Here is a 15,255-nt window from a genome sequence, read left to right on the forward strand (position 1 = left end):
CCACCATGTATCAGTTTCCAACGCTCTACCTGAGAAAACAGTGGATGTTAATTTTGTTTGGTTTAATAGCTTTTTGTCTGGACCTTAATCAGGCGAAAGCGCAAAATCAAAAGGTGAATGGAAAGGTAATAGACCTTAGGACCCATGAGCCTGTTAGTGGGGCATGGGTAAAAGTGATCGAAACAGGTCGCGCAACATCCACTAACGAGAAAGGTTTATTCCAATTATTGATCAGTAAGTCGTTACCGGTAAAGCTTAAAGTTTATGCCATAGGTTACAAAGAAACAGAATTAAGTGTCTTTAATACAGATACAGTATTGATGGTTATGCTGGAGCAGCAACATATTATCGGCAATGAGGTTGTCGTGTCAGCATCGCGTATCCCCGAACATATTCTCGAATCGCCCGTAGCCATTGAGCGTATTTCCGTACAGGATATTGCTAAAACAGCATCAACATCATTTTACGAAAGTCTTGTTAACCTTAAGGGTATAGAACAAAGCACCCAGAGCTTTACCTTTAAATCTTTAAATACAAGAGGTTTTAACGCCAATGGCAATGTCAGGTTTAACCAGTTTGTAGATGGAATGGATAATCAGGCACCGGGTCTCAATTTTTCTGTAGGAAATATTGTAGGGATATCCGATTTGGATATGGAGAGCGCAGAACTGATTTCGGGGACATCCTCGGCTTTATTTGGCGCAGGCGGAGTGAATGGAACATTGTTACTCCATTCTAAAGACCCTTTTAAATATCAGGGATTGAGTATGCAATTTAAAACAGGCGTTAATCATGTAGATAGAAAGTATTCGCCTATGACGGATTGGAGTGATATGCAATTCAGATATGCCAAAGCATGGAATAATAAGTGGGCGTTTAAAACCAATGTATCGTATGTGAAAGCAGCGGATTGGGTGGCGCATGATTACGCTAATTATGACCGTACCAATATGCAGATGAAAGAGGGAAACAGGCTTACAGATCCGGCATATGACGGTATCAATAGTTATGGCGATGAAATAAAAGCAAATATGAAAAATGTAGCTCAGGCAGTAGTTCAGTCGGGGAGAGAAGCTTTTATTGCTCAATATAAAAATCAGACAGGAACAAACCCTTCAGAGCAGGATATAGAAGGGTTTCTGACCAGTAATCCTAATGTAAGTCCTTTCTATTTGGGACTGCAAGGAGGTGTAATCCCTGATCAGGAAGTATCCCGTACCGGTTATGAAGAACAGGAACTGGTAGATTATACAACCACTAGCTTAAGAACCAGTGGTGCGCTGCATTATAAAATTAATGCTAATCTTGAAGCTATAGGACAGGCTTATTGGGGGGCAGGATCGTCTATATATACTGGTGCCGACAGGTACTCATTAATGAATTTTAACCTGGGGCAATACAAATTGGAGTTGAAAGGTAATAACTTTTTTTTAAAAGCCTATACTACCCAGGAGCGTTCAGGAGATGCCTACAATGCTACGGCATTAGCTTCTTTAATGAACGAACGTTTTAAGCCCAGTACTCAATGGTTTCCACAATATATTGGTAATTATTTGGCTGGTAAAAATAAAGGGTATGACGATTTAGAAGCACATCAGGCTGCGAGAGCACAAACAGATGCAGGTAGGTTTGCCGCAGGATCAGAGGAGTTTAATGAGGCTAAAGCCGATATTATTTCCAGAGCTATAGGTCCGGAAGGCGGAGCCAAATTTAAAGATAAAACCAATCTGTGGCATTACGAAGGAATGTATAGTTTCTCAGGGTGGATACCTCAGGTAGATCTCATTGCGGGAGCATCTTACAGACGGTATGCCTTAAACTCCGGAGGTACCATATTTGATGATTTAATCAGAAGGCTTTCCATCTCCGAATATGGAGCCTATATGCAAGCTACCAAAAAGTTTTTTGATGAAAAGCTAAAAGCTACGCTAGCTTTACGTTACGATAAAAATGAAAATTTTAAAGGTACCCTGTCTCCACGGATTTCGGGTGTTTGGCGTGCTGCAAAAAATCATTATGTCAGACTGTCTTATCAAACCGGGTTTCGTAATCCAACGGCACAAGCACAATACCTGGACTTATTGGTAAGAGCCAACTCCAGGTTGATTGGTGCGCTGCCGGAAATTCTGGATAAATATCAATTGCAGACCAATAAGCCTTATACAGATATAAGTTACCGGTCTTATGTAGCGTCAGGGTATGCAGATCCTTCTCTGCTCGAAGTTTATCCGCTTGGAAAGCTTAAGCCAGAGCAGGTTGAGGCTTATGAATTGGGGTATAAAGGGTTATTAACTAAAGATTTATATGTCGATGCTTATTATTACTTTAATCATTATACCGATTTTTTAACCAATACCGTTTTATGGCAAAACCCTACTCCAGATAATATTTTAGGTATGGTATCTCCGGTAAGATATGAGATTAATGTAAATAGTAACCAAAAAGTTAAATCCAGAGGTTGGGCAGTAGGTGTTGATTACGTTTTGAAGAAATGGAAGTTTACCGGAAATATATCACAGGATAAATTAGGGAAAATTCCTGATGAGTTTTTTAATACCTATAATACGCCGGCTTATCGGTTTAATGTAGGAGTAAGTGGAAACGAACTCTTCAAGAATACCGGGTTTAATCTGATATATAGGTGGCAGGATCAGTTTGTCTGGCGGTCTGGTTTTGTGGTGGGTCATGTTCCTGCTTATGGTACATTAGATGGGCAGTTCAGTTTTAAGCTACCCTCTTATCAATCCGTTCTTAAAATTGGTGCAGCAAATATGCTGAATAAATATTACATCACTTCATTGGGGAATCCGGCAGTAGGAGGTATGTATTACCTGTCTTTGGTATTTGATTCTCATTTATGGAAGAAATAACTAGGAATATTTTTTTATCCGTTTATTAAGCAGACGATAGGGTAAAACATTTTAAGGGAAAATAGAGTTGTATTGTTTGTAGATTTCTCATGAAAGGAAATCTTATTAAAGAGGATTGGACTGGTATCAAGAGCTCTGAAATAAGGTGGTGGAGAAATGATATCATATGTATTAATTAAATATAGATGGTTATGAAAACAGACAATATACCAAATGGACCCATTGCAATCGATAAGGATGTGGATGTGTTGATCGTAGGATCAGGAACGGGAATGATAGCCGCTTTAGCGGGCGACGAATTGGGACTGAAAAGTTTAATCATTGAAAAGACGTCCTTAGTAGGGGGCTCTACAGCCCGCTCGGGAGGAGCCTTCTGGATACCTGCTAACCCGATTTTGAAAGAAGGAGGTTCAAAGGATACACTTGAAAAAGCTGAAGCCTACCTGGGCGCTATCGTAAAAGATGCTCCAAAAAAAACATGGATGGCTTTCTTGAATAATGGAGTGGCGACGGTCGAACTATTAAGGCGTGCTACTCCGCTTGATTTGTTCTGGGCAAAAGGATATTCTGATTATCATCCGGAAAACCCAGGAGGAGATTCTATAGGTCGTACCTGTGAGTCAAGACCTTTTAACATCAATAGTTTGGGTGCTGAGGTAAAAAGACTACGTCCTGCGCCAATGAGTGCGCCCATTCCTATGCCGGTGACAGGTTACGACTATAAATGGATGAACTTGATGCTTAGAAAACCGCTCAAGGCTTTTCCTATTATTTTAAAAGCGATGTTCAAAGGGATAGGAGGTTTGCTTTTTGGTAAGAAAATGACCGCAGGAGGTGAAGCGTTGGCCGCTGGATTATTTCGGCGTTATTAAAAAGAATATCCCTGTTTGGACAAACACTACACTGGTTGAACTCTTGAAAGATGGTGAGAGAATAGTAGGTGCAATAGTCGAACAGCATGGTAAGAAAGTTACCGTTAATGTTAGAAAGGGAGTGGTATTGGCAGCAGGTGGATTTGATCATAACCTCCCCATGCGCCAGAAGTATCAATCTCATTCGCTGACAGAGCAAGATAGTTTGGGAGCTGAAGGAAATATGGGGGATGCCATATTTATGCCCCAGATGAAGTTGAATGCTGCCACTGCGTTGATGGAGGAGTCCTGGTGGTTTCCTGCAATCGCTCCAGTCAAAAAAGGAGGAATGCCCCAGATCATGCTTGCCGAACGTTCGCTACCGGGTAGTTTTATGGTGAATTCAGAAGCAAAACGTTTTATTAATGAATCCGAAGACTATATGTCTTTTGGTCAGACGATACTAAAGTATGAGAAGGAGGGGACACCTGTAAAAGAAATGTGGCTCATTTTTGATCAGAAATACCGTAATAATTATATTCTGGCAGGTTCTGTAATGCCAGCAATGCCATTGCCTAAGGAATGGTACGAAAAAGGTATTGCTCATAAAGCCAATTCCGTCGTAGAACTGGCCAATAAAATGGGGGTTCCGGCAGTAACGTTAACAGAGACTTTTAGTCAATTTAATGCTATGGCAATGAAAGGACGAGACTTGGAGTTTGATCGGGGGGAAAGCGAATACGATAGATATTATGGAGATCCTACTGTTAAACCTAATCCAAACTTACGCCCGCTAAATGAGAAGAAAATATATGCTGTAAAAGTAGTGCTTGCAGATTTAGGTACCTGTGGTGGACTTCTGGCAGATGAATATGCGCGTGTGTTGAACAAGGATGGTGTGCCTATAGAAGGTCTGTATGCTATTGGGAATAACTCTTCCAATGTCTTTGGACGTGTTTACCCGGGTGCTGGTGCTACGATTTCACAAGGATTGGTATTTGGATATATAGCCGCACATCATATGTCTGCTATTGAATAATAATTATAGACTAAGTCTTAAAGATAAGGTAATAACACCCTACCTCAAATTCTGCCTTGATCTTCCCAGGCCCTTTCATAGAAAAGGGCATAGCCGAGTTCTGGCTAGTCGGGATTTTGCGGGAAAAAGTATTTGTTCGGCTTGGCAATGCAACCGGAGAAGAAATGCCTGGTATTTATTTGTAGTATTAAAATAACTAGTCTACCTGGTAATATCTACCTAAAAGAACCCTGCTTCAACAAATTTCTATTGCATATCGTCCTTTTGGATCCGATGTGGAGAAAGCAGCCTATTTACTGTTGTTTAGGGATGCATTTCTACTCCAATCAAATGTGACAATTCCTACTTTTTGGATCTCGTCCTTTCAGAGACGATGTAGAAAAAGAAAGTTGCTAGAGTATGGCCTGTCTATGAAAGCCACAGAGGGAGGTGTGGGGAAATTCCTGGTATTTATAATAAAGCTTACTCATCCATTATATACTTACTATCGTATACTTTTTTACAGAGGAATATTAGTGAGATAATAGAGGGTTTATAGAGGGTTCATAGAGGTAGAGCTCTCTAAATCCTCTACTTTTACACTCTTTTATTTATACTTAAATTCTATTATTAATAGATTTATAATATATCCGTGTTCTCAATGGAATAGTACTTTTTTGAGCAGTATCTCCAAAGGAGGACGTTGCGCAACCAAATTCTATTAGATATCGTTCTTTTAGAGATGATGTTGCGCAAAAAACTATGGCCCATAAATCTATCATGTTGAACTTTCTGAATTAAGTTAGGAACAAGTTATATCCATATCGCTGAGCCAATGGAAGGATGAAAAAAAAGGTTTTTAACATTTATAATATACGACTTACCAGTTTTTGGCATTTGACTCTTCTTTATAGAGCAGGTAATCCGGAATTAGGGAGGCTGTAATAGTGGTTTTTCGTCGATTGAGATGAATAGAAGGATGTTTTTACTTAATTGTTATCTTCTTTTTGTAAATTGGTATGTTGTATTTGTTGTGGTTTTAATTGCTTGAATATCCGCATTTTGTGTAAATAATGACTCTTAAATATGTCCTAACTTCTGAAATTCGGACATATTTAAGGTCGTGTTTTTTCTTTTAATCGTGTCTATTTTACAACTTTGTATTTATGGAAGTTATGTCTTGTTGATTTTTTATCAAATGCAGATTTAAGGAATATAATCCCTAGCTATTAATGATACAAGAGCATAAATAACACTTATTGAATAAATGATTTTAGCTGATTCTTGAATAAAAAATAAAGTATTTATATGATAAAATTTTACAAAAGTTTGTTGTTCGGAGTTTTGATAAGTTTACTGGCCTTTACCGTACAGGCACAAACTTTAGGTACGGAAGATGGAGTCTATAACTTTGGCAATCTTGGTACTGATAATACAGGAGGGGCCGGCTTAAAAATACAAGGTGATAAATTTAAAATCAATAATGAGTATGTAGACGATGGAGATTTAGGTCTTTATGATGGAACTAATAAGGCTATTAATATCTCGTCAACTCTTACCATAGCCGCGGAGGGGGGAGTAACTTGCAGACGATTTACCTTTTTGGACTTAGCTCTTTATTCTTATTGGATAAATACGTATACCGCGAAAACTTATTCTCATTTTAATATTTCCTTATACGATGAAAACGCTAACTTAATAGCCTCTCATTTTATAAATGCCGATATCGAGATTGGAATTGGAAAAATTACTAAGCTAAAAAATATTCCATTTACAAATCCTTGGCCTTCTACGGGGTATGATAATGTAGCAAAAATAGAAATTACTTTTACAGCTAAAAACGAAAAACCAGAGATTTTAGGTTTTTCCAATATAACCATAGCAAATGTATCTGCGGGACCTAGTATCTTGGCAAATGGTAGTCTTAATTCTTTTTCAACCTGTGCCGGCACGGCATCTGCGGTACAAAGTTTTACGGTATCTGGTAGTAATTTAACGGCTAATCTGGTGATTACTCCTCCGGCAGGTTACGAAATATCTGAAAATGCCATTAATTATAGTCCTTCTATCAGTAAAACGCCTTTAAGTGGTACGGTAAGTAATTCTACTGTATATGTCCGTTTAAAATCAGATGCTACTGGAACGCCGTCAGGCAATATTGCAGTAAGTTCTACCGGAGCAACTACCAAAAATATAGCGGTAAGCGGTACGGTTAAAACAACACCCACGGCATCAAGTAACAGTCCGGTTGCTTCGGGTGCTACGCTTAATTTAAGTACCCCAACTGTAACGGGAGCAACTTATGCCTGGACGGGGCCTAATGGTTTTTCTTCATTTGTGCAAAATCCAAGTATTACTAATATAACAGCGGCCTCAGCAGGTACTTATAGTGTTACGGTAACGGTAAGTGGTTGTACCAGTTTGGCGGGAACAACAGTTGTAACGATAGCTGTGCCATCCGGTATTACCCCCGATGCCAACGGTATAGTAAGAGTTAAAAAAAGCGGGGCAGGCAACAAAACCGGAGACAGCTGGGCCAATGCAGCAGCCGAGCTGGCCGATGCCTTAAAAGCGGCCAAAATCAATACGGCTATCAAAGAAATCTGGGTAGCTGGGGGTACCTATAAACCATTGTATAGCCCTGAAGATGGCGCTAACTTTGGTACAGACAAAGGCAGAGATAATACTTTCCTGCTGGTAAAAGATGTAAAGGTTTATGGTGGCTTCGCCGGTACTGAAACTGCTTTAACCGATAGGAATTTAAGCTTAACGGCCAATGCCAGTATTTTAAGTGGAGACATAGATAATAACGACGCAGCTGATGGAACCATTTCAGGAAACAACACTTACCATGTGGTAATAAGTTCAGGCGATATAGGAACAGCAACCCTAAATGGTTTTACCATAAAAGGAGGTAAGGCAGATGCGGGTGGTAACACGATTACTGTAAGTGGGAACTCAATAAAGCAAAACTCAGGAGCAGGTATTTACAACTATTCTTCAAATCCATTGATTGAATATGTTAATGTGTCATACAATTTTAGTGGCGGTGGAGATGGTGCAGGAGTTGGTAATTTTAATAACTCTAGTCCAAAAATCGTGAATTCATTGATACACCATAATTCGGGTTCTTACAGAGGAAGTGGGGTCTACAACGCATTTTCGACGCCAGAATTGGTGAATGTTACTATAACTGATAATGTTAACAATCCAACCGTAGGTGTTGTGCATAATGATGGAGGTAGTGCTATTGTAAAAAATAGTATTATTTGGAGTAATACCGCTAAATCTGGAATTGAAGGTAATCCATCTATCGATGTAAAAAATAGTATTATACAAGGTGGATACGCTGGAACAGCTATACTCAATGCAGACCCACAATTTACCAATGCAGCAGCAGGCGACTATACGCTATCAGCTTCAAGTCCGGCTGTAAATAAAGGTAGCAATACCTCGTTTACCGGATTAGATGCCAATACCAAAGATCTCGCCGGAAATGCCCGTGTTTATAAATATGCCAGTGCCGGTGTGATAGATATGGGGGCTTACGAACTACAAGCCGATGCTGCAACAGCGATTACAGCAGTAACTGTACCTTCTAATGCTACTTATGCTATTGGACAAACATTAAATTTTACTATAAAATTCAGTGGAAATGTAAATGTTACCACAACAGGAGGTACACCACGTATAGTAATGACCATTGGTTCAACTACACGTTATGCAACTTATACATCAGTAAGCGGAACAGGAGATTTGGTATTTACCTATACCGTACAATCAGGAGATTTAGATACAGATGGTATTGCAGTAGGAAGTGCTATTGACCTAAATGGTGGAACTATAACAGACGGAGCATCTAACGCGGTGGTGTTGACATTAAACAGTGTAGGGTCAACGGCAAGTGTACTTGTAGATGGTATTGCACCTTCAGTTACCTCTATTGTCAGATCCTCAGGAAACCCGTCAGTAACTAAGCTTTCGCAGATTAGTTTCGATGTAAGCTTTTCAAAATCAGTAACCGGAGTTGATGCGGCCGATTTTACATTAACAATAACTGGAGGGGTTACGGGTGCTGCGGTTAGTTCAGTATCAGGAAGTGGCAGTGTTTATACCGTTACGGTAAGTACGGGAACTGGCGATGGAATCATTCGCCTCGATTTGAACAGTTCTCCAACGGGTATAAAAGATAACGCAGGTAATGATATTGCAGGCGGATATACAGCAGGCCAGAGTTATACTATAGACAAGACAGCGCCTGTAGTATCAGGTGTAACCAATAGTTGGATATACAATACCAATAAAACAATTACCTTTAATGAAGGTACAGCAACCTTGAACGGATCAGCTTTTACAAGCGGTACAACCGTAAGCGCAGAAGGTTCATTTACGCTGATTGTAACTGATGCGGCAGGTAACACCGCAACAGTAAGCTTTACTATTGATAAAACACCACCAACTACAACTATTGCAACTTTGGTCCTTTCAGATGATAGCGGCGTTTCATCCACCGATTTTATCACAAATGTTGCTGCCCAAACCCTATCAGGAACCTTAAGTGCTAACTTACAGACCGGAGAAACAGTACACATTTCGTTAGACAACGGAGCTAACTATCAGCTGGCTACTGCTACCGTAGGCTTAAATACATTCTCTTTAAGCGGGGTAACGCTATCAGGTAGCAGTACCATAAATGTACATGTAGCCGACCAGGCTGGTAACAAAGGAACGGTATATTCGCAAGCTTACACGTTGGATACACAGGCACCGGCAGCGCCGTCAACACCGGGACTGACAGCAGCAAGCGATAGTGGTGTGTCTAACTCAGACCATATTACCAATGTTACCCAACCTACGTTCACAGGTACGGCAGAAGCAGGAGCAACGATTACCTTATATAGCGGGGCTACGGTATTAGGTACAACAACTGCAACAGGTGGAAACTGGAGCATTACTTTGGCATCCGCATTGACTGATGGAGCATATAGCATTACAGCAAAGGCAACCGATATAGCAGGCAATGTTAGCTCAGCTTCTTCGGCATTGAGTATTACAATAGATACTACTCAACCTACGGTAACTATAACCAGTAATATATCTACCCTTAAAATAGGACAAACAGCTACTATAACCTTTACTTTTACAAAAGACCCAGGTGCTACTTTCACTGCAGCAAGTATTACCATTACTGGAGGAACCTTATCAGCGCTTTCAGGAACAGGTACAACTCGTACGGCCACCTTTACCCCTACCGCCAACGTAGATGAAGGTACGGTCAGTATTACGATAGCAGCTGGAAGCTATACAGACATAGCAGGAAATACTGGTTTAGCAGGAACTACACCAAGCCTGACTTACGATACCAAAGCACCGGCAGTACCAACAGGTTTAGTAGCCATTTTCGATAACCAACAGAGTGTATTAAATTGGACAGCTAATACAGAAACTGATTTAAGCTCTTATAAGATCTATAGCGGTACCAGTGCTAATCCTACCACTTGGCTCGCCACGGTAATAAAGCCGACAGTAACCTATACGCACACCGAATTAACCAATGGAACCACCTATTATTACCGCATAACAGCGGTAGACCAGGCCGGAAACGAAAGTACTTACAGTACAGAAGTAACGGCTATTCCTAAAGCGGCACAAACCATTACTTTTAATGCCCTTACCGCTAAAACTTATGGCGATGCGGATTTTGATGCAGGAGCTGCAACAACATCGGGTTTAACCATCAGCTACAGTTCTGATAACACTTCTGTAGCAACTATTGTAAGTGGAAAAATACATATTGTAGGAGCAGGAACCGCTAACATTACGGCCAGTCAGTCAGGGGACAATTTCTACAAAGCAGCAGCTGATGAGGTACAGACCTTAACGGTTAACAAGAAAATTCTTACAGCTACAAGCCAGCCAGTAAGTAAAACTTATGACGGCACTCTTACGGCTGCAATTAACTTCAATGCTTTTACTACGGCAACTGGTTTAGTGGGTACAGATGATGTATTTGTTACTTATAGTTCTGCAAGTTATGACGATAAACATGTTGGTGTTAATAAAGCTGTTACAATAAACAATCTTGCTTTATCTGGTACGTCTAAAAATAACTACAGCCTTAATGTGTTCAGTACAATGGGTTCCATTACAACTAAAACTATCAGTGTAACAGCACAGGCAGACAATCGGGCATATAACGGAACGACAACGTCATCTGTAGCTCCTGTAGTAAGTGCCCTGCAAACAGGAGATGTTATCTCGGTTCAGCCTATACAGATATATAACAACCGTAATGTTGGATCGAACAAAACATTGATCCCATCCGGGCTGGTTATCAATGATGGTAATAACGGGGCAAACTATACGGTAAACTACGTGAACAACACCAGCGGAGAGATAACCAAGAAAACTATCAATGTAACAGCACAGGCAGACAGCCGGGTGTATAACGGAACGACAACGTCATCTGTAGCTCCTGTAGTAAGTGCCCTGCAAACAGGAGATGTTATCACAGTTCAGCCTGTACAGATATATAACAACCGTAATGTTGGATCGAACAAAACATTGATCCCATCCGGGCTAATTATCAATGATGGTAATAACGGGGCAAACTATACGGTAAACTACGTGAACAATACCGACGGAGTAATCATACCGGCAATTTTAAGCTATGTAGCTACGGCAACCAGCAAGGTGTATGGCGATGCAAACCCTGTACTGACCGGAACGGTAAACGGTTTCGTAATGGGCGACAACCAAGCCAATGCCACAACCGGGACTCTGAACTTCGGCACAACAGCAACCAATGCCAGTAGCATAGATAGCTATGCTATCAATGGCAGTGGGCTAACAGCCACAAACTATATCCTTGAGCAGGCAGCAGGTAATGCAACGGCATTGACTATAACCGCTCGTCCAATAAGCATCAAAGCTGATGCGAAGAGTAAGACCTATGGGGATGACGATCCGGCATTGACCTATCAGGTTACATCCGGAAATCTGGTAAACGGTGATACCTTTACAGGAGCTCTGATACGGGATAACGGGCAGAATGCGGGCAGCTATGCCATTAGACAGGGAACAGTGGTGTTGAGTGATAACTATGATTTGAGCTATCAGCCGGAAAATCTTAGCATCAACAAGGCATTGTTAACCGTTACGGCTAACAATAGCGCTCGCTGCTATGGCACAGGCAATCCGGCGTTCAGCGTAAGCTACAGCGGGTTTAAGTATAGCGATAACGAAAATGGACTTGTTACTAAACCAGTGGTAAATACCGCTGCAACAGCAAGCAGTGTAGCAGGAAGCTATGAGCTGATCCCGTCAGGGGGAGTATCTGCTAACTATGATTTCAGTTACGTAAAAGGAACACTTACGGTGAATCCTATACCGGTTAATACTATTGTGAGCGACAAAGGAACCACTATGAGTAAAGGAGAAACAGCGATACTTACCGTAAACAGTGATAATGGGACAAGTTACAGCTGGTCATCTGCAGAAGGTATCATCAGTGGTTATAACAGTGCTGTATTAACAGTTCGTCCATTGGAAACCACCACCTATACGGTAACGGTAAGGAATAGCAACGGCTGTGAAAGTGTTTCGACCATAACCATAGAGGTGCGTAACGATTATGCTGCTATAGAAGCAGAAAACTTTATGACTCCTAATGGAGATGGTGTAAATGATACGTGGGTGATCAAGAACATAGATGCTTATCCTGCGCATACCTTAACGATTTTTGATAGGGCGGGGCGAGAGATTTATAAAGTAAGGAACTACAAGAACGACTGGGGTGGCGAGTTGAACGGGTCACAGCTATCTGGAGGTACTTATTACTATATCTTGAAATTTGACGAACCGGGAGTACAGTACCTGAGAGGATTTATAACGATAGTAAGGAGTAAATAGCATGATGAACTGTTTAGAATGTTGAATTTTTGACAATCAACTATGGTCTATCGACTATGGACTATTTAACCATGTTATTAAATATTAAAAAATGAAAAAATATATACCACTGTTATTCAGTTTGTTTTTTATGCATGAAGCGGTTGGACAGCTGAGTCCCTTAAAAGGGCAGTATTATGAAAATCCCTACCAGTCTAATCCTGCCATGGCAGGGCATTCGGGCAGTATGGAAGCTTATGCCAATTATTCTAACCAATGGAACCGTATTGCCGGTGCTCCGGTGATGATGTCGCTTTCCCTTTCAGGTCCTATTAAGGGTAATGCCTCTTTCGGTATAAACCTGAACAATGATAAGGCCGGTTTGATTGCCAAGACTCAGGTTATGGGTACCTTTGCCTATAAAGTACCGTTAACGGAAGAACAAAATTTGCGGTTTGGAGTTTCGTTGAGCTGGTCTCAGGATCGTTTGGATTATGGTATGGCCACTTCCAGCGGCATCAATGATGTGGAGCTGGCAGGGTACAATGACCGGGAAAACTACCTTGATGGTAACGTGGGTGTAACTTATCAGTACAAAAAACTGGAAGCACAGTTTAGTTACCTGAGCTTAAATGAGAAGCGTTACAGCCGTATCTCCACAGTAGATTATTCTACTTTTTATAGCTCTGTGAGTTACCAGATAGAATTTGATAATAGTTTTGGCGTAAAGCCTTTATTGGCTTACCGGGGTATCAAGAATTTTGATAATCAATTGGATATAGCCGCAGAATGGAAAGCCGATATGTTACGTTTTTATACGATGTACCACAGTAATAACAGCTTTACGGGCGGAATGGGATATGTGGATAAAGGCGGTCTACGCATCTCTGCCCTGTATAATTCAGAACCTGTAAATCTGCGTGGTTTTAGCGGAGGGATATTTGATATAGTGTTAGGCTATAGATTTGGGAAGTAAGCTATAATTTGATTAAAGCTATAAAGCCTGGGTTATGTAAAAGTAATCCGGGCTTTATAGTTATCAAAGTAAGGGAGCTCTGCATAGCAGAAAATAAACAGGGTCTGTTTTAAATATAAATTTTATGCTAATAAAATTAGTATTAGATTTGTTTTTTGGAAGATGGAGACACAAAAATTATATGCTGTTGTAGATATTGAAACTACCGGAGCTTTTGCTAAAGGTAATCGTATTACCGAAATAGCCATTATAGTACATAATGGAGATACGGTTACGCAAGAGTACCAAACCCTTATTAATCCGCAACAGGAGATACCTTACCATATACAGGCGCTGACCGGGATTGATGAAGATATGGTGAAAGATGCTCCGATATTTGAGGAGGTTGCGGCGGAGGTTTTTAATATTCTGAAAGATAAAACCTTTGTGGCCCACAATGTGTCTTTTGACTATTCTTTTATCTGCAACCAGCTAAAAGAATGTGGGTATAATCTTCAGACACCGCGTTTATGTACGGTACGTTTATCCAGAAAATACTTTAAAGGTTTACCTTCTTATAGCTTAGGTAAACTCTGCCAGAGTTTAGGTATAACCCTTATTGATAGGCACAGAGCTTATGGAGACGCAAAAGCGACGACTATACTGTTTGAAAAAATATTAAGGGAAGACGGAGAGGAGGAGGTTTATAAGGGACAACTGAAACGGGAAATACAACAAAGTAGATTTCCCAGTCATGTTTCGCCGGCTGAATTAGAAAAACTACCTGCTTCAACAGGAGTTTATTTTTTTAGAGATAAAAAAGGAAAGCTTATTTATGTGGGGAAGGCCGTTAATATCAAAAAGCGAGTAAATAGTCATTTTTCTGGTCATAATATTAGCCAACGCCGACAGCTTTTTATCAACGATATTTACCATATAGACTTTGAGGAAACGGGGACCGAGCTAATGGCACTTTTAAAGGAGTGCATCTATATTAAACAAAATTGGCCCTTATACAACAAAGTGTTGAAAAAGTACGAACCCAAGTTTGGTTTAATAGACTATACAGATGGAAGAAACGCTATTCGGTTATGTATTAGTAAACTGCCGCCTAAACATGGTGCACTGGCATATTTCAGTACAATTGCAGAGGCGAATACCTCTCTTCTGCGATTAATAGAAACCTTTAACCTTAATCATTCCTTTTGTGTTTTTTATCAGGATAAAAAAAATGATGATATAAAAAAGACTTTATCATTTCCAGTGTATAGTGCGGAATTTATAGAAGAACATAACGATAAGGCAGAACAGGCTATAGGCTCTTTGGAAGAAGATAAAACCAGTTTTGTATTATTAGATAAGGGAAGGAATACAGGTGAAAAGAGCTATGTATATTTTAAACAGAACAAAGTTTATGCATTAGGCTTTCTGGATGGAGAAAATGCTGTAATTGATATTGAAGATTATATCAAACAAGAAGATCTGTGTCAGAGTAATTTTTATATGTGCCAACTGATTAAACGTTATGCGCTGCAAAACCCTAACCGGGTTTATAAATTGTAGGCGATTGAAAGCTTAGGTAAGTTTTTTGTTCCTTTACCCATAAAAAGGGATAAAAAACTAATTTTGCTGCATAAACTAATTTTTGATGGGTATTGGTAAGCATACATT

6 protein-coding genes are annotated in these 15,255 nt (G+C 40.2%); all 6 read left to right on the plus strand.

The features are described 5' to 3' along the window. Positions 1-5: 5 nt before the first annotated feature. The 6 genes from ACFSAH_RS16560 (at position 6) to ACFSAH_RS16585 (ending at position 15,147) form a co-directional block, all read left to right on the plus strand. Positions 6-2,870: a TonB-dependent receptor gene (locus tag ACFSAH_RS16560; protein WP_379663856.1), complete on the plus strand. Its 2,865-nt coding sequence runs from the start codon at positions 6-8 to the stop codon at positions 2,868-2,870. A 191-nt stretch (positions 2,871-3,061) separates the two neighbouring features. Beyond that, a complete protein-coding gene (locus tag ACFSAH_RS16565) occupies positions 3,062-3,742 on the plus strand; it encodes an FAD-binding protein (protein WP_379663857.1) in 681 nt (226 codons plus the stop codon). Continuing rightward, positions 3,705-4,760: an FAD-binding protein gene (locus tag ACFSAH_RS16570; protein ID WP_379663858.1), complete on the plus strand. Its 1,056-nt coding sequence runs from the start codon at positions 3,705-3,707 to the stop codon at positions 4,758-4,760. The genes ACFSAH_RS16565 and ACFSAH_RS16570 overlap by 38 nt, the downstream gene beginning before the upstream one ends. 1,287 nt (positions 4,761-6,047) lie before the next feature. Further along, positions 6,048-12,650 (plus strand): MBG domain-containing protein, encoded by a 6,603-nt coding sequence (locus ACFSAH_RS16575; RefSeq protein WP_379663859.1) that lies wholly within the window; start codon positions 6,048-6,050, stop codon positions 12,648-12,650. 91 nt (positions 12,651-12,741) lie between these two features. After that, positions 12,742-13,605, plus strand: coding sequence for a PorP/SprF family type IX secretion system membrane protein (locus ACFSAH_RS16580; protein WP_379663860.1), 864 nt, complete (start codon positions 12,742-12,744; stop codon positions 13,603-13,605). A gap of 162 nt (positions 13,606-13,767) precedes the next feature. Next, positions 13,768-15,147: an exonuclease domain-containing protein gene (locus ACFSAH_RS16585; RefSeq protein WP_379663861.1), complete on the plus strand. Its 1,380-nt coding sequence runs from the start codon at positions 13,768-13,770 to the stop codon at positions 15,145-15,147. Positions 15,148-15,255: the final 108 nt, after the last annotated feature.

Origin of the sequence: Pseudopedobacter beijingensis (genome assembly GCF_042678145.1) — a bacterium.
Taxonomy (GTDB): Bacteria; Bacteroidota; Bacteroidia; order Sphingobacteriales; family Sphingobacteriaceae; genus Pseudopedobacter; species Pseudopedobacter beijingensis.